Source organism: Dyella sp., from assembly GCF_036746095.1.
GTDB lineage: Bacteria > Pseudomonadota > Gammaproteobacteria > Xanthomonadales > Rhodanobacteraceae > Dyella_B.
The window spans coordinates 13,280-32,415 of the sequence record NZ_DAIOEU010000012.1 but is presented as its reverse complement, the minus strand read 5'-3'; the positions used below and the strand labels follow the sequence as shown (position 1 = coordinate 32,415).

At 61.0% G+C, this 19,136-nt stretch carries 5 protein-coding genes; 4 read left to right on the top strand and 1 reads right to left on the bottom strand.

The window, feature by feature from the left end:
• Positions 1 to 209: 209 nt before the first annotated feature.
• Positions 210 to 2,894: a M1 family aminopeptidase gene (locus V7M64_RS07765; protein ID WP_333678314.1), complete on the bottom strand. Its 2,685-nt coding sequence runs from the start codon at positions 2,892 to 2,894 to the stop codon at positions 210 to 212.
• Between the two features lie 143 nt (positions 2,895 to 3,037).
• Between V7M64_RS07765 and V7M64_RS07760 the strand changes: the two genes are divergently transcribed.
• The 4 genes from V7M64_RS07760 to V7M64_RS07745 all read left to right on the top strand — a co-directional run bounded on the left by V7M64_RS07760 (position 3,038) and on the right by V7M64_RS07745 (position 19,035).
• Complete coding sequence (locus V7M64_RS07760; RefSeq protein WP_333678313.1) at positions 3,038 to 3,787, top strand: response regulator transcription factor; 750 nt, start codon at positions 3,038 to 3,040, stop codon at positions 3,785 to 3,787.
• A 728-nt stretch (positions 3,788 to 4,515) separates the two neighbouring features.
• Complete coding sequence (locus tag V7M64_RS07755) at positions 4,516 to 14,742, top strand: ESPR-type extended signal peptide-containing protein (RefSeq protein WP_333678312.1); 10,227 nt, start codon at positions 4,516 to 4,518, stop codon at positions 14,740 to 14,742.
• A gap of 125 nt (positions 14,743 to 14,867) precedes the next feature.
• Positions 14,868 to 16,859 carry a S8 family serine peptidase gene (locus V7M64_RS07750; protein WP_333678311.1) on the top strand — a complete coding sequence of 664 codons (1,992 nt, stop codon included), beginning with the start codon at positions 14,868 to 14,870 and terminating at the stop codon, positions 16,857 to 16,859.
• Positions 16,860 to 17,478: 619 nt separating this feature from the next.
• Positions 17,479 to 19,035 carry a S8 family serine peptidase gene (locus V7M64_RS07745; protein WP_333678310.1) on the top strand — a complete coding sequence of 519 codons (1,557 nt, stop codon included), beginning with the start codon at positions 17,479 to 17,481 and terminating at the stop codon, positions 19,033 to 19,035.
• The last annotated feature ends 101 nt before the right edge of the window (positions 19,036 to 19,136 follow it).

Genomic DNA, 19,136 nt, shown 5'->3' with positions numbered 1-19,136 from the left:
GTTGGGCTTGAGAGGGCAATGCAAGAGTGGGACCTGGCGGTCGAGGAGCCGAGCGTAGTCTCGCCTACGACGAATATGAAATTGATTGTTCTTATGGAGACGATTGATGGTAACTATGATCGATGGCATAAAAAAACGCCGGATGGACAAAGCATCCGGCGTTTTTTGCTCCTTGCAGGCAGGATTTGCAGCCGAGCCTACATGTCCCGCTAGCGCAGAATGGCCGCCGGGTCCTGTTTCGCTTTCAGCGCCGCACACAGCAACACTTGCTCACGCGTCTGCGCCAAGCCGCGATCCGCGCCGGCAAGATCCTTCAGCCGCGGCTTGAAGTACGCATCCAGGCGATCGGCTTCCGCCGTGGAGCAACCACCGCCACCGGCAAGGCGCGGCACGAAGCCGCTGGCGAAACTGCCGGTGCGTCCAAGCACTTGGTCGTAGTGCGTCGTGAACCATTGCCACAACGCATCGCGGGCTGCTGGCGTATCGCGGCCGCCGCGCAGGATGGCCGCCATCTCGCCGACTTTCACCGGCTTGGTGAGGGCGAAATCGCGCGCCTCATTCGCCAGCTCCGGCGTATCGGCGGCGCTGAGTCCGGCCAGCATGCCGTTGCGCAAGGCAGGATCGGTCGTGCGCGGCAGTTCCGCGATCAAGGCATCCAACGCCGGCTTGCCGCGTTCCTGCACGGCCACGGCAAGCGCGTCGCCGAGCAGATCGGGATCGGCTGCGCCGAGGTCCAGGCTGCCATCGGCCTTCTTCGCCAACGCGGCATCGCCTTGCTTTAGCAGTGCCGTGCGTACCTCGGGGATCTTGAAGTCGAGTGCGAGCGAGTGCGCGAGCGTAGTGCGCAAGAGGCTGTCGCCGTCGGCCTCGCCAGCCTTGCGCTGGTAACCGAGTTGCTCCATGCGCGGCAGATAGGCCTTTTTAACCCAATCGACGATGACGGCGCGCTGCGTATCGGTGGCCGCTTCATGCCGATAGATCCACGCCACCGTATCCAGCGGCGCCACCGCGACTTCGCGCGTTTTTGCGCTGGCCAGCGGCTTGAGCGCAGCGAGCACATCGCCTGCATCCAGCTCGCCGTGGCGGAAACCGGCATCGATGCTGTCGGCGTAGGCAAGCTGTTCCTTGTCGTTCAGCGCCGTGACGTGCTCGGTGAGATCCGCCCAGGCCGGCTTGGTCATGCTGAAGCGGTAGTAGCCGCTGGCGTTGGCGTTCGGCATCACCCAGCTGGAGCTGCTGGCATCGGCCAACACCATCGTGCCTTCGGCCTGGTCGAGCATCTCGCACTGGGTCTTGCTGCCGGCGGCCGTGCCGTAGCGCACGCATACAGGGATGCCCCACACCTGCGCCGCATGGCCGGTGCTGCCGACCGGCAGATAGCGGCTCTGGCTCATATGCAGAACGGTCTTGTTGCCTTGCTGGTCAAGCCGCGTCTGCACGTACGGCACGCCGGCCTGGTTGAGGAAACTGTCGAAGGCCTGCTTGAACGCCGGGCCCTGGTTCGCTGCGGTGGCAATCGCATCGATCAAGTCGTCGGCCGTGGCATTGCCGAACTTGTGCTTTTGAATGTAGGCACGCATGCCTTTCTGGAAGACATCCTCGCCGACGTAGCCCTCGAACATGCCGAGCACGGCTGCGCCCTTGCGATAAGTAATGCTGTCGAACGCGGTTTCGATGTCGCCAATGCCGCTGATCGGCTGGCGGATCTTGCGTGCGCTGACCAGGCTGTCATTCTCCATCGCATTTTCGGCGGCGGTAATGCGCTCCAGGTCCGCGCGGTATTCCGGATGCACCTTCATGGTGACCTTCTGCTGCATCCAGGTGGCGAAGGCTTCGTTGAGCCATAGATCGTTCCACCAGGCCAGCGTGACGGTGTCCCCCGTCCACTGGTGCGCCAGTTCGTGCGCAGTCACGTCGAACGAGCCGCGCACGTTTTTGGTCGGCGATTGGGGATCGAGCAACAAATACCAATCGCGGAACGTGACCAGGCCGGGGTTCTCCATCGCGCCGGCGGAAAAATCCGGTGCGGCGAGCAGGTCTAGCTTGCCGAACGGATAGCCGAAGCCGTAGTAGTTCTCCAACGTGTGGATGATGGTCGGCGTTTCACTCAGCACATGCTGCATGCGATGGCCTTCGCCGTGCGCGGCAATGCCGCGTAGCGGCAGCGGTTCGCGACGGTAGTTGTCCGCCGCGATGGTTGGGCCATTGACGACGTCCCAAGGGCCGATCGCAAACGCCACCAGATACGTAGGCAGCGGTTGCGTGCGGGCGAAGCGCAGCGTTTTCCAGTGGTCGCCGGCTGCCACTTCGCTGGTCTGCTGCGTGTTGGCCACACCGACGAGGTTCGACGGAATGGTCAGTGCGATGTCGTACGGCGTCTTGAAATCCGGTTCATCAAAACCGGGAAAGGCGAAGCGCGCGCTGACCGGTTCCATCTGCGTCATCGCATACGGCGCGCCGGCATGATTCACTTTGTACAGGCCCTGCAATTGCTGGTTGAGCGGCGCGGAGTAGCTGAGCACGAGTGTCAGCGCTTGCGGTTGCAGTACGGCATTGAAATCCACGCGCGCCACGCCTGCCTTCAAATCAACGGTAGCGTACTTGCCAGCATGTTGTTTGCCGCCTGCATCGGTGACCGTCACCTTGCCGACATTGAGATCGCGGCCATTGAGCCAGATGTGATCGGCCGCTTGCTTCAGCTCAAGCCTGATCGTGGTGGTGCCGCTGAAACTCTGCTGCGCCGGATCCACTTTGAAAGCGAGCTGGTACGACTCCGGTACCGCCCAGCGCGGCAGCTTCCCGCGCGGTACACCATCCGCTGGCGTGGCAGCGAAAGCTGCACCGCAACATGCGGCAAGCGCGGTCAGGACGAAGGATTGGGCAAGACGATGCACAGCGGAGCCTCCTACGGCATTCAAAAGCAATCACGCTAGGTAGCGTAGGACGTTTGCCACAGTGCCAAAAGACATATTCCTATGAATTTGGCCTCGCCCACCACCTAAGCTGGTCTGGATTCCGTTTGCGAGCCAATACATTGATGTCCGAACAGCGACTGTCGTCATCCCATGCACTCGTGCAGCCCCTTCATGTTCTCGTGCTGGACGACGACGTCGCCGTACGGCAGCAGATGTTGATGCCTGCGCTGCGCATGCACGGTTTTGCGGTACAGGGGGTTGGCTCCATCGCCGAACTGCATCGACTCACGCTGACGCGTGCGTTCGATATCGCAGTGCTCAGTATCGCTCTGGATGGCGTCGATGATATGGCGGCGATACCGCAACTTCGCACAAGGTCGGACATGGGCATCGTCGTGCTCACCAAGTCTGCCGATTGCGAACACCACACTTATGCGTTGCGTGCCGGCGCGGACATCTGTCTGGTCAAGCCGGTCGACATGGACGTGCTATCGGCCACGCTGCAAAGCCTGGCGCGCCGCCTGACACTCCTTGCATCGCGCAATCTGATCCATGGCCAGGTGGTGATGACACGCGACTGGCGTTTGGAGACCCGCAGCTGGCGACTGATTTCGCCGCACGGCAAAGCCGTCCTGCTGACCTCGGCCGAGCAATGCGTGGTGACACTGCTCGCGCAAGAGAAAGGCCGGCCCGTACCGCGTGAAGCACTGATCCGTGCCTTGGCCCGGTGCGCTGATGAGTTCGATCCGCATCGGCTTGAAATGATGGTGCATCGGTTGCGGCGGAAGGTGTTGGCAAAAACCGGAGAGCGACTGCCGTTGCTTGCCGCGCGGGGAGTGGGTTACGTGCTTTCCTGCGAGACGGATGCGTAAGAAGCGCCATCGCCGTCACGGAAGGAAGCTGTCCCAGGGGTCGCTACGTCGTTAACGCGGACGGAGAGCTTCCACCTTATTTTTGTTCCGTGCACTTTTGGCGCGAAAAGCCAGCCATCGCGAACGCCTGACGGCGACGTGAAAGCGTCCGTGTTGGGTGCCATGCCGATCAATCCATGCGACGAGGGACTGGCGGATCCCGGCCGGTCATGTGCTTCCGTTCGATCACCAGCATGATGCAGTGATGCCGCTGCCTTCCCTGCGTGCAGAAACGAGTTCCACTCGCTGTTGACAGCGGATCCCTATTCATCATTGCCTCAACGTTGTGCTGTGTTGTCAGGGAACAACTCATGGGTGCTACCTCAGTAGCTGAAGTGGGACGCCAGATGAGGGCCAGCCAACGCCTTGCGCGCGGAAACAGGTAAGTAACGCCAACATGTTCGAGCTGCATGCATTGCAGCAATGCATGCACGTGCAAAGCGGTGAGAAAACGTGAAATTTCGTGAGTCCGGTGAGTTTCACGTGAGTTTGCGTGAGTGAACCATCTGCCACGAATCCAAGATGCTTTTGCCCAAACCCAAGCCCAGTCGATGCAGATCAACATATTGACTGGGATTACACGGACAGCAGGACCGAGGGGAATTCCTTCCGTTTTCCACACCTTGGTGCACACGCCTCCGCACGCGTGCGCTCTGCGTCATCTACTCGCATGGAGAGGGCAGTAAGGCATGAACAAGATCTACAGCAAAGTCTGGAACGCATCGATTGGACAGATCGTGGTGGCTTCGGAACTGGCCAGCTGCAAGGTTGGCACAGGCGGCGCCGGCAACAACAACGTGCGCTCCGGCGTTGCACTGATCAAGCTCCCGCTTGCGATCATGCTTGGCTTGGGATTGGCACCGGAGGCGGCGTTGGCGGATGTGTGCAAGGGAACGTTCGCCATTGCTGATCAGCCCGTTGCCGCCGACAGCGCCCTGGCTTGCGGCGCCCTGGCCGAAGCAAGCGGAAAATTCAGTACGGCGATTGGCAATGATTCGGCTGCGCGGGCTAAATACGCCACGGCGCTGGGTTATAAATCGACGGCGCGTGGTATCGGCAGTGTCGCCATCGGCCACGATGCCACTTCCTCAGGCAAGGCCAGCATCGCGATCGGCCAGGACAGCAAAGCCTCCGGTGCGGGCAGTCTTGCCCTCGGTCAAGACAGCAGCGTTGCGGGCGACAACAGCGTCGCGCTTGGTTCGGGTTCCGTCGCTGATCGCGGCAACACGATTTCGGTAGGCAGCCTCGGCCACGAACGCCAGATCGCCAACGTGGCGCCGGGTACGCTTGGCACGGATGCAGTCAACAAGGACCAGCTCGACGCAGTTGCCAACGTGGCCAGCCGGACTTCGCGCTATTTCAAGGCCAAAGGCGCGGCGGGTGATGTAGTTGACCCGTTCGACTCGGCGATCGCCAGCGGTGAATACTCCGCAGCCAGCGGCGCTTATAGCCGGGCTAGCGGTGACCGGTCGATCGCTGCGGGTGCTTTCAGTCACGCCGCCAACCATGCGACCACTGCTGTGGGGGCCGAAGCCAACGCTTCCGGCCTGGGCGGCACGGCCGTGGGCCAGGGCAGTAACGCGGAAGGCGACTCCAGCGTGGCGGTGGGTCAAGCCGCATACAGCTCAGGCTTCGGCAATACCGCCATGGGCGCGCACGCGAGTGCCGAAGGCAATGAAGGAGCGACCGCACTAGGCTCGGGAAGCAACGCGCGAGCCGATGGCTCGACCGCCATCGGCTACAACGCCCAGAGTGTGGGGGTGGCAAGCTTTGCGGCAGGCATCAATGCGCTCAGCGTGGGCGAAGCATCGGTGGCACTGGGTGCCAACAGCGGAGCAGGACAGTACGCCACGGCCATCGGTGGCCAAAGCATTGCATCGGGTATGCAGGGAACTGCGCTAGGTTACGACAGCGAAGCTTCCGCAGCTTCTGCCACTGCTGTCGGTGCCCAGGCTGCTGCTGGTGGTATGGGCAGTTTTGCTGGTGGCTTTGGCGCCAACAGCGGAGGTGAGGGAAGCACGGCTGTAGGTGCCCTCAGCAAGGCAACGGGGACTTTCAGCACTGCGCTTGGTACGTACAGCACGGCGAGTGGCCTTAACAGCATCGCCGCCGGGACCGAAAGCCTTGCCGCAGGCGACAACAGCATCGCACTTGGTGCAAACCTGTCGGCATACGGCGAGCGCAGCATAGCGATAGGTTATGGCAGCGCGACGTTGCGCCAGGCGATTGATGGCGTCGCGATAGGAGGCGGCAGCACTGTCGTGGGCGAAAACGGCATGGCGCTCGGTGTCCTCGCATGGGCGGGGGCCGACGACAGCATCGCGATCGGATCCAGCAGTCGAGTTACCGCTGAGGGCTCTGTCGCCCTTGGCCGATCGGCCAGGGTCACCAGCAACGGTGCGGTTGCCCTTGGCGCGGACTCTCTCGCTGATCGCGACAACACGGTCTCGGTTGGCAGCATAGGCAACGAACGCCAGATCACCAACCTGGCTGCCGGTACGGAAGGTACGGACGCGGTCAACAAAAACCAGCTTGATGCGCTGGCCGGCAGCATCAGTGACTCGCAGCATTACTTCAAGGCCAACGGCGACAACGACGGCACTGACGACGCCAGCGCGCGAGGGCAGTATGCCGTGGCGGCGGGCAGCGGCAGCGAGGCCGTGGGTGACTATGGTGTCGCCATCGGTAAAGACAGTTTTGCTGCCGAAGGCGGTACCGCAGTGGGCGCGGACAGCGTTGCCAGCGGCTATGCAGCGAGTGCCTTCGGTGCGGGAGCGAGCGCTGACGGTAACGTTTCGGTCGCCGTAGGTGCCGATGCGACGGCGTCCTCCGACTACACGACAGCGATGGGCGCAGGCGCTCAGGCAGACGACGTTGCCGGGACTGCCGTCGGCGCACTTGCTTATGCTCATGGGACCGAAGCGACCGCTGTCGGCGCGGGTAGCCAAGCTGATGGCGATCTGTCCGTCGCTGTGGGCAGCGATGCATGGGCGGCTCAAAATGCGGCTACCGCCATGGGTAACGGCGCAGTTGCCTTCGGTATTGGCAGCACCGCAATCGGCCAGGACAGCGTGGCGGAGGGCGACGCCTCCGTGGCCATGGGCCAAACCGCCTATGCATTCGGGGTGGGCAATACAGCCCTGGGTGCGATGGCCGCTGCTACTGGCGAGCAGGCTGCCACGGCGTTGGGTGCAGAAGCCAATGCATCGGGTGGCAGATCTACGGCCATCGGCGCGCAGGCGCATAGCGTCGATGCCACCAGCCTCGCTGCAGGCTACCGGGCCATCGGCATGGGTGAAGGATCGGTGGCGATGGGTGCGAACAGCATCACCAACGGCTCGCATGCGGTGGCCGTGGGTGCGGACGCCTACGCATTGGCGCAGTCGTCAGTGGCCATCGGCACGGGCATCGACCCCGACGACGTGATGCCGTATCCCGGATTTCAGCCGGGCGTTTCCGGAACCGGCTTTGGTTCCATCGCCATGGGGAAGGGTGCAGCGATTGGCAATGACGCGGCCGCCGCCGTCGCCATTGGCCTTGGGGCAACCGTCAATCACGGTGCAGAGCAAGGTATTGCTGTTGGCACGGCCGCTTATGCAGGAGGAATGCAGTCCATTGCGATGGGAGGCGTCACCTCCAATGGCTTCGGGGATGTGCGCGGTAACGCCGCGCTTGGCTTCGGTTCGATCGCATTGGGTGCAGGCGCTCGCGTAGCACAAGACATGGGTGTTGCGTTGGGCTGGGCCAGTGAAGCCAGCGCGGCCAATGCCGTGGCGCTTGGCGCCGCATCGCTGGCGGATCGTGACAACACAGTCTCCGTAGGCAGCATCGGCAACGAACGCCAGATCACCAATGTCGCCGCCGGAACGGCAGCCACCGATGCGGTTAACAAATCGCAGCTCGATGAAGTGGCCAGCGATGTTGCTGCTGCCAGCAAGTACTTCAAGGCGACGGGCAATCCGGGTGTGGGCTTGTTCGACGACGCGATTGCCGAAGGTAGCTACTCGGTTGCGGCAGGCAGCTCCAGCTATGCCACAGGCGTCCGGTCAGTTGCCGTGGGCAAGAACAGCCATGCGACGGCCGCAGGAGCGATGGCCCTTGGTGCCGAAAGTGTTGCCAGTGATTTTAATGGCATTGCCCTTGGCGTATATGCTGCTGCAAGCAGGGCTTATGCCATCGCGGTGGGTTCAAATGCCCAGGCCACGGATATCGGCGCAGTTGCCGTTGGCGCGGAGTCGTTGGCCAGTGGCAATCGCTCGACCGCCATAGGCACGAACTCCGACGCCGCAGGTGAACGAAGCATCGCCAGTGGCTATGGAAGCAGCGCATTGGGTGCGCACGATAGTGCATTTGGCGCACATAGCTCCGCGAGCGGCCTTTATGCCTCGGCGTTTGGCACATACGCGCTTGCAGCAGGCGACTTCACTACCGCCTTGGGCGAGGGGAGCACGGCGGCTGCCAATGCAGCCACGGCAGTTGGCGCAGAGTCTGTGGTGAGTGAGGAGTTCGGCGTTGCGATGGGAGCGCGTGCGTATAGCAGCGGCGCACATGCGATTGCGATCGGTCACACGGCCCTTGCGACGGGTGACGGCAGCATTGTTTTGGGCGGAACCTATGTGAGGGCACCGGGTGAATTCACTTTCCTGGATCCTGCGCAGGCCAGCGCACGCAACGCCATTGCCATCGGCGGTGGGGCTCATGCTGACGGTGATAACAGCGTGGCCATTGGCGCAAACGCGTACAACTACGCCACCAACTCCGTGGCATTGGGCGCAGGGTCTGTAGCCACGCGAGACAACACGGTATCGGTGGGCGTGGAAGGCTTTGAGCGCCAGATCACCCATGTCGCCGCCGGCACGGAAAGCACCGATGCGGTCAACAAGTCACAGCTCGATGAAGTGGCCAGCAACCTTGGTGCCGCCACCAAGTACTTCAAGGCGACCGGTAATGACGTGGGCCTGTTCGATGATGCAAACGCCAGCGGCGATTATTCGGTTGCAGCAGGCAGTTCCAGCAACGCCGAAGGTGATCGCTCGGTTGCCGTTGGCAAGAACAGCAAGGCCACGGCCGCAGGCTCGACGGCGCTTGGTGCTGGCAGCGCCGCCAGCGGCATCAATGGTGTCGCCGCGGGTGCACACGCCGGTGCGAGTGGCGCTTTCGCTGCGGCTATTGGCTTCAACGCACAGGCTACGGATGTCGGCACGGTGGCGATCGGTGCCGAGTCGCTGGCTATCGGCAATCGTTCGACTGCCATCGGCATGAATACTGAAGCCTCGGGTGAGCAGAGCACCGCTAGCGGTTATGGAAGCAGTGCGTTGGGCTGGCAGTCGAGTGCTTTCGGCGCCAATAGCGAAGCATCCGGCAACTATGCCATTGCTATCGGTAGCGACAGCAACGCAAGCGGTATTTTTGGCTCGGCGTTTGGTGCTTTTGCTTATGCCGAAGGCGATTTCGCTACCGCGCTAGGCGTGGGTAGCGCCGCTACCACGGAAGCCACGGCCGTCGGTGCAGAATCTGTGGCGAGCGGGAGCGCTGGTGTTTCTGTCGGCGTGCGGGCAAACAGTGGGGGCGAACAAGCAATTGCGATAGGTAAGGAAGCGTACGCGTATGGCGACGGCAGCATCGTGCTTGGCGGAACCTATGTACCGCCGTCGGGCGAATCCACTTTCCTGGATTTTGCGCAGGCCTATGGACGCAATGCCGTTGCTATCGGCGGAAGCGCCATTGTGGGTGGCGACGATAGCGTGGCACTCGGCGCGGCTTCGCAAAGTTTCGCCAACAATGCCGTAGCGCTGGGTGCCGGATCCCAAGCAAACCGGGACAACACAGTATCGGTGGGTTCCGTGGGCCATGAGCGCCAGGTCAGCAACGTCGCGGCCGGCACGGAAGCCACTGATGCGGTCAACAAGTCGCAGCTTGATGAAGTGGCCAGCCAGGTCGGTGGCAGCAACAAATACTTCAAGGCGAGTGGTGATGAGGGCTTGTTCGATGACGCGCTGCTGGACGGTGCGCATACCACCGCGGCGGGTGCGGGAAGCTCAGCGGGCGCTAATGAGGCTTCTGCTTTCGGTTATCGGGCCGCCGCGGGCGGCTTGGCTTCCACGGCCGTGGGTAATAACTCCACAGCCAGTGGGAGCTACACAGTAGCCATCGGCAGCGACAGCACGGCAAATGCCGACTACGCGGTATCCGTTGGCAACGGCAGCCGGGCCACGGGTAACCTGGCCAGTTCGTTTGGCACTCGCGCACAGGCGACGGGCTTCGGTGCCACGGCAGTAGGTTCGGATACTGTGGCAAGCGGCGACCTATCGATGGCATTGGGCAATGAAAGCTTTGCCAGCAACCGTGGTGCTACGGCCATCGGTGGGTATGCGGGCGCGACAGGCGACCTGTCGACAGCGATTGGTGCAGAAGCGCGTGCGTACGGCGATGGTTCGATAGCGTTCGGCAGTTTCGACGCCTGCCCCGAGGATCAAATCTGCCAGATCGATTCCGGGGCGCAGTCCTTTGGACGCAATTCAATCGCCATAGGCACGGTTGCCGTCACGGATGGCGACGACAGCATCGCGCTGGGCACGCGTGCTTATGCACAGACGGCTGGAAGCCTGGCGCTTGGTGCTTACTCGGGCGTATATGGCAACAATGCCGTGGCCTTGGGTGCGAATTCGATCGCCGATCGTGACAACACCGTATCGATCGGTTCGATCGGCAACGAGCGCCAGATCACCAACGTGGCAGCCGCTACGCAAGGCACTGATGCGGTGAACCTCGATCAGCTCAACGCCGTGGCGGGTGATGGAAGCACCAACCGCTACTTCAAAGCGGCGGGCAACGGCGCCGACGACGCTGTCGTCAATGGTGAATTCGCCACGGCAGCCGGTTCGGGCAGCTATGCCCAGGGCTATGGTGCATCTGCCTTTGGCAGCGGCGCGAATGCTTTGGGTGACTACAGCGTTGCAAATGGTTACGGATCCTCGGCTACCGACGTGAGCAGCATTGCGATTGGCGCCAATGCACAATCCACCGCCCTCTCTGCAACGGCACTTGGCACGGATTCCCGAGCTGAAGCTCCCTACGCGCTTGCCATCGGTGACAGCAGCCACGTAGCAAATGGAGCTAACGCAAGCACGGCTATAGGTATCGGGGCCAATGTCGGCGAAAGTGCTATCAGTGGAATTGCCATTGGCACGCTTTCTTCGGTGGCCGCCAACGCGAGTAGTTCTATTGCTGTGGGAGCTCAGGCAAGTGCCTCCCAGCAAGCAGCAGTCGCCGTGGGCGGAGCGGGGTTTTATGTCGACAATGTTGATCACGTCTTCGATTTCGGCGGCGCGCGCGCCGACGGTTATGGCTCTGTAGCGCTTGGCGCTGCCAGCCATACTGGTGGCCTATACAGCGTGGCAGTCGGTGCTGGCGCCACCGCTCTCGAAGACAATTCGGTGGCCCTGGGCGCAGGTGCAGGCCGTCAAGGTTTGACGGCGAGCAGTGTGGCCATCGGACAAGCAAGTCGAGTGACCGGGCAAAACGCTGTTGCACTTGGCGCCATGTCCATCGCGGACCGTAATAATTCAGTCTCGGTAGGCAGTGTTGGCAACGAACGCCAAATCACTAATGTCGCGGCTGGTACGCAAGGCAGCGATGCGGTGAATCTGGATCAGCTCAATGCCGCTGTAGGTAGCGGCAGTACCAACCGATACTTCAAGGCCAACGGCGGCGACAGCGACGATGCGGTTGCACAAGGCGACTACGCCACGGCTGCGGGTTCCGGCAGCTATGCCGCGGGTTATGGCGCATCTGCCTTCGGCAACGGTGCCACTGCACTGGGTGAACTAAGTATCGCGAGTGGCTATGGAAGCCTGGCACAAGGTGATCGCAGCGTTGCCTACGGTGTCGACTCGCAAAGTCTCGGCTTCGGGGGTGTGGCGATCGGCAATTCGGCTGTAAGCAGTGACGGTGCGGGTATCGCGATCGGCTCCGAAGCCTCGACGCGAGGCAATGGCGTAGCGATTGGTGTCCAGAGCACTGCCACTGGGGTACAGACGACCGCCATTGGCGAGGCGGCCAATGCCGTTGGAATCGCAACCACGGCCGTCGGTACTGGTGCGAAAGCAACTGTGTGGGCGGATTCGGCCTTCGGCGTCGCTAGCATTGCCAGAGGCACGTTCAGCACTGCAGCCGGGTACGCGGCGCGTGCTACTGACTATGCTGCCTCGGCCTTCGGTTCCAGCGCACTTGCTTCCGGCGCGGTGAGCACGGCTATCGGCTCTCTCAGCAGTGCCTATGACACCTATGCGACCGCGGTAGGTTTCAATACGGCTGCTAGTGCAGATGCTAGTGCCTTCGGCGCAGAGAGCTGGGCACAAGGCACCCAAAGCACGGCCTTGGGCTTCAACTCCTGGGCGGTGAGCAACGACTCTACCGTCGTCGGTGCAAATGCCTGGGCTCTGGGCGAGAACAGCGTAGCCTTGGGCCAGGGCTCGCTGGCCAATCGCGCCAATTCGGTGTCGGTGGGCGCAGCGCAAGACTGGCAAGGGGCGGACGGCACCGTATACAAGGCGATCGATCGCCAGATCACCAATGTGGCCGCCGGTACGGAAGGCACCGACGCGGTGAACGTGGATCAGCTCAATGCCGCGGTGGGCGACGGCAGCACCAATCGCTACTTCAAAGCCGATGGCAGGAACGATGGTACCGATGATGCCATCGCGAGCGGCACATTGGCGGTGGCCATCGGTGCCAAGGCCAATGCATCAGCAGACGGTGCGGTGGCCATCGGTGCAAGCAGTCAGGCAACCGCCAATGATTCGACCGCCGTCGGTAAGATGGCGCAAAGCAAAGGGTTGTTCAGCGTCGCCATGGGCTTCACGGCACAGGCAAACGGCAATTCCAGCACTGCCATCGGCTCTCTAGCTGTTGCCAGCGACGCGGCCACCGCTTTGGGTGCCAGCAGTCAGGCCGACAATGAGGGCAGCGCGCTGGGCGCTGGCGCTGTAGCCGGCCAGCGGGCCGTCGCCGCGGGCAACGACAGCCGTGCCGACCAAGAAGGTGTGGCCGTTGGTGTAAGCACGATCGCAAGCGCAAAGGGTACGGCGATCGGTACAGAAAGCTGGGCTACCGGGAGCATGGCCACTGCGTTGGGATACAACAGTTACGGCACCGGCAACAATACCGTGGCATTGGGTGCCAATGCCCGGGCTATTGCGGATAACAGTGTGGCTTTGGGCCAAGGCTCGCTGGCTGATCGTACCAATTCGGTGTCGGTGGGTGCGGCACAGGATTGGTCAGATTCGACCGGTACCCATAAGGCCATCGATCGCCAGATCACCAATGTGGCTGCGGGTACGCAAGGCACCGATGCGGTGAACGTGGATCAGCTTACCGCTGCGGTGGGCGATGGCAGTACCAATCGATACTTCAAGGCTGGCGGTGAAAACGACGGTACGGACGATGCCGCCGCGACTGGTACGTATGCGGTAGCCAGTGGTGCGAAGGCGAATGCTTCCAATGATGGTGCAGTGGCATTGGGTGCGTTCAGTGGCGCAGGTGGCGCGAACAGCGTGGCTCTTGGCTTCAACGCCAGAGCGAACGGCAATGCCAGCTTGGCCCTGGGTGCAAACAGCGAGAGCCGCAATTTCAATAGCGTGGCTCTCGGCAGCGGCAGCATTGCCGACCGCAATAACTCCGTGTCGGTAGGTAACGACACCCTTCAGCGCCAGATCATCAACGTCGCTGCCGGCACCGCCGATACCGATGCCGTCAATGTTGCCCAGCTCAAGAAGGTTGGCCTGGTGGATGGCAATGGCAACATGATTTCGGCCGTCACCTACGACGAAGGCAGCAATGAGGGCAAGGTGACCTTCGGTGGCTCCAATGGCGCGACGTTGTCCAATGTCGTCGCAGGTTTGAACGCTGGCGATGCAGTCAATGTCGCGCAGTTGAACTCGCTGGCCGACACCATCGGTGGTGGCGCAGTGATGAATGCCAGCGGGATGATTACCCCGCCGCAGTTCAACATCATGGGCGGTACCTATGGCAATGTGGGCGACGCTTTCGGTGCTGTGAACGGCGTGCTGGGCGCGCTGGATGCTCGCGTGACCCATCTGGAAGTCAATGGGGGTCCCGGTGGCAGCGGCGTTCCGATCGGCACGGGCGATGGCTTGCCCGTAGGCAGCGGCAGCCACGCTGATGGCAAGAATGATGTGGCCGTTGGCACCGGTTCCAGCGTCAATTCGCCAAACGGTACTTCACTGGGCAACAACACGCAGATCGGCACAGCGGCCGACAATGCTGTCACGGTTGGCGCGGACAGCAGCGTAACAGCCACATCCGGTACCGCCATCGGTCAAGGCAGCTCGGTCACGGCATCCAATGCCGTGGCGCTGGGTGCCGGTTCCGTCGCGGATCAGGACAACACCGTGTCTTTGGGCAATGCCGATCAGCAACGTCGCGTGACGAACATGGCCGACGGCGTGGCAGCTACCGATGGGGCCACCGTGGGTCAAGTTACGGCCTTCACCCAGAACGCGATCGATGCCGCTAAGTCCTATGCCGATACGGGCGATGCGCAAACGCTCAGTGCAGCCAATGCCTATACCGACCAGAAGGTCTCCAACCTTGTCACCCACGACAACTTCAACGCCTTCAAGGATTCGGTGAATCAGCAGTTCCATTCCGTCAACAAGCGCATAAGCCGTGTTGGTGCCATGGGCGCGGCGATGGCCGGCATGGCCGGTGCCATTGCCGCCGCACCCGGTACCGACAATCGCGTCAGTGCAGCGGCCGGCACCTACGGCGGAGAGAACGCGTTGTCGGTCGGCTTCTCGCGCCGACTTCCGGGCAACGGTGCCGTGTTGGTGGGTGGCTCGGTTGCCGGCGGCGGCGAAGCCAGCGGCACGGTCGGCGTCAGCTTCGGTTGGTAACGACAAGGTACCCCTTCCATGAGGAAGGGGTACTTCTTTCGACATGGCAAGAGTTTTCGTCTCGCGTCATGCGTCACTTCAATCCGGGGTGTGGAAAGACCCGGCTCTACTTCAAGGAACCATGCATGAAGTCATTTTCTTCTCTTCGCCTTGGCGTCATGGCAGTAGCACTGATGCTGGCTATTCCAGCCGTGCGCGCTGCTGATACCCAGTCGACTTCCTCGTCCAGGTTTTCTCTGGTGACCCAGGCAAACGAAAGCTACGACAGCTTTATCATCACCTATCGCGATGGCACCGCTGAGCATAGCAACAGCCATGCACTGCTGCAGAATGTAAAAGCGGCCGTCAGCCGCGTCGGACTCGACCGCGTCACGGTTTCGTCCACGGGCACGCAGATGGCTCCACTGTCGGTGTCCTATCAGCGCAAGCTGGGTATGGGCGCTGACCTCGTCAAGACTTCGCGCAAGCTGAGCCAGGCCGAAGCCAACCAATTGATACAGCAACTGGCGGTTGATCCCGCGGTTGCGTATGTGCAACCCAATTACCGGCTACATATGGTGCGGGATATCGCCGCTCCCGTTCCATTGAATGCCATGAGGAAAGCGCAGATCGATAGTTCCACGCCGCAAACAACAACCTCCGATGATCCTCTGTACAGCACGCATCAATGGGATTATTGGGATGCGACAGGTGGGGCCAATATCAACAATGCCTGGGAGCTGGCCGATGGCACGGGTGTTACTGTCGCCGTGATCGATACAGGCATCACCCAGCATCCCGATCTTGATACGTCACTGGCCGATGAGGGTTACGACTTTATTAGCGACCCTTACCTTTCAGGCAGGGATACCGAGGGACGTGTGTCTGGCGGCTGGGATACGGGCGATTGGACCAACACCGCTCCTTGGAACGATCCTGTCAACGGATGTGTGGACCCAGGCTCTTCGGGTCAACCCAGCAGCTGGCATGGTACACACGTGTCTGGCACGGTTGCTGAGCTGACTAACAATAGTGCTGGTCTGGCGGGTACCGCCTACAACGCCAAGGTGTTACCGATACGCGTGCTTGGCCACTGCGGCGGTGACGTTGCCGATATTGCTGATGCCATCACATGGGCATCCGGTGGTGATGTACCTAACATGCCCTCCAACACTCACGTCGCTCAGGTGATCAACATGAGCCTGGGCGGATTTGGTGTCTGCTCGGCAAGCGATGCCATGGGTGCGTCGATCAGCCAAGCCATTCGGCGCGGTACCACGGTCGTTGTGGCTGCGGGCAACGATGCTGACGACTCGGCTAACTATTCGCCTGCGAGCTGCCCAGGCGTCATCACCGTCGCATCCAATGGTGCTGCCGGCAAACGCGCGTTCTATTCCAACTACGGCTCGAAGATAACGTTGTCGGCCCCCGGTGGTAGCCTTTGCCCGGACGACTCCGCTCCAAGCGCTAACGGTCTATGCTCCGATGGTTCCGATTACCGCGAAAATCTCAAGGGCTGGGTATTTTCGGCACTCAATGATGGCGAGACCACCCCAGGGCAGCCCAATTACGCGGGGTACATCGGTACTTCGCAAGCTGCGCCGCACGTTGCCGGCGCGGTGGCATTGATGCTGAGTGCCACTCAGGCAGCGGGTTTGCCGCAACCGACATCTGACGAGATCAAGGACATTCTGGTTAAGTCGGCGCGCTCTTTCCCGGTTGCCGATGACGGGCGTTCCGGCGCTGGCATCCTGGATGCTCATGCCGCCGTCAAGATGGCGGTGAACGGCGACGACAACGGGGGCGGCACGATAGCCCGCTTGCTGACCAAGGGTGTCTTGGTGCCGGGCCAGAACTCCATCGTCAACGGCACCCTCTATGCGATCGACGTGCCGGCGGGTGCTACGACGTTGAACTTGCGCACGCTGGGTGGCGCGGGTGACGTGGCCTTGTATGTGAAGGCGGGCAGCGCCCCGGCAGCAGACGGCAGCAATGCGGATTTCACTTCCACTAAACGCGGCACCAGTCAAGCGGTTGTCATTCAGAAGCCGCAAGCAGCCAGATATTATCTGCGCGTGGCCCCTCAGTCGGGCAGCAGCTTCACCAATATCTCGGTGCTGGCCGATTACAACCCGTAATAGCACGCAGGCATTCTCGATACATTGGCTACAACATCCACATAAGCTCAAACGTCAAGTCCTCAGTCCGGTGGCATACCGGACTGAGGGCTCTGATCCCTGGCTAAACTTTCCAACTTCTTGATGTCATGTCATTCGCGTCGCATGCGTGTAGTAATTCTTTCGTTGCGCGCGCCAGGCGCCTCCGGTCCAAGCAGCATCGATCGGAATGAGTGGGATGAAATCGCAGCTTTCGTGCAGCGCCTCATGCGAGAGTTCATCCCGGCGGCCGCACTGGATTGCAGCGCTTCCGCATCACCTACTCAGATAGGGAGTTTTTACTACAAGTAATTACCTGCTTGTATTACTGACCCTTACGAGCCTGTGCGCATAGCATCGTCTTGCAGTGGATGGCAGTGAGCGACAGATTCCAGTCCTCTTCAATCCGGGGCTCGAAGCTGTGGCCTGCGCCATCACCAATCACTCGTTTGCAATGGCACTGAAAACAATAGCTGAGCTTGGTTCTCTCTCGCGCATGCGCGAAAGAGCAGGGTTGAGCCGTTGGCCCAATCCGTTTGGGGGAATCCGGGATAACCGCCTCTTTGGCTCAAGAGCCAATTCATGACAAGGAAAAGCGCGTATGAAGTCGTTTTCCACTTTACGTCACACAGCACTGATGGCAGCCATGGTTCTGATCATGCCTGCCGTGCACGCCACCGACATGCAGCAGCAGGCTGCCTCGAAGATATCGACAGTAAGCAGTCAGGAGACTGACAGCTATGACAAATTCATCATCTCCTACCGCGAAGGTAGCGGTATTCGCAACAATCCTTCGGAAGTAGTGAAGGATGTCCAGTTTGCGATAACTGCCTCTGGTGTCGATCGCATGGGTTCTCGATCCGCGACAGATCTCCAGCAGCTGGTTGTCACCTATAAGCGAAAGTTAGGCATAGGAGCCGAACTTGTTCAAACCTCGCGCAAGCTCGGCATGGTCGAAGCCAATGCGTTGATGCAAAAAATCGCGGCGAATCCTGACGTGGTTTATGTAGAGCCGGATCGCAAGTTGCGTATCGAGGGTGCGGCCGAGCCGACCTTTCCGTCGTTGCGCTCCGACGCTGGCAGGAAAGCACTCTTCATTGCGCCTTTGGCGTTCGCGCCCGACGATCCTTACTACCAGCGGCAATGGAACTTTTACCTGTCAGGTGTTGCGAACGCGAACATAGACAAAGCGTGGGATTTGGCAAGCGGCGACGGCGTTACAGTAGCTGTCATCGATACAGGCATCGCTCCAAACCCCGATCTTGACAACACGTTCGTTTGCGACGGTTACAACTTTGTATCAGATGACGGTCCTGATCGAGACAAATGCGGGCGGGATCCGGGCTATCCGGAGAGTTCCGGGACGCCCAGCAGTTGGCATGGCACCAAAGTCGCTGGAGTCATCAACGCCAAGACCAATAACGGAATCGGTGTGGCGGGTGTGGCCTACAACGCCCGATTGATACCGATCCGCGCGGCGGATCACATAGGTGTCGCTACTTCTGAGGCCGCCGATGCCATCGAGTGGGTGTCAGGTGGTCACGTAGATGGTATCGAGGATGCCAAATACCCGGCGCAGGTGATCAATATGAGTTTCGGAAACTATCGCAGCGGGAAATGCGAAGTTGCCGAGCCCGCGCTTGCCCAAGCCATCCAGCGCGCGATAGCGCGCAACGTGGTTATAGTTGCTTCCGCAGGCAATGACGGTGTGGATGGTACTGCCAACAACCACGTACCTTCTACTTGCCCTGGGGTGGTTGCCGTTGCTGCCTCGGACTATTCCTTCAATCGGGCCGCATACTCCAACTATGGCGCGGCGGTGGCGCTGGCGGCGCCTGTGGGCGACGGCATTGGAAATCCTGACCAGATGTACTACGAATGGTCATGGTTGCTAAGCAATTCGGGTACGTATGGACCTATCGACGATGCGGTGCCTAGGGTAGCTCCCGATGTCGGTACGTCCTTTGCCGCACCGATGGTCACAGGCACCGTGGCGCTCATGATCAGTGCCCGGCACAACGCCGGTCTTCCTATTGCTACGCCCGCGCAAATCAAGGCGTGGCTGACAAGTAGCGCGCGCCCTATTACGCCGGACAGGCCTATTGGCAGCGGCCTCTTGGACGCGCATGCGGCAGTGGTGAAGGCGATCACGGAATGACAGGAGCCAAGCACAAGATCGGCGGTGTATTGCCAGCTCTTGAAAAAATCCCCTTATGCATCACTTAGACGCCTGGTAGTCCCGTTCGCTTTTAGCTGATC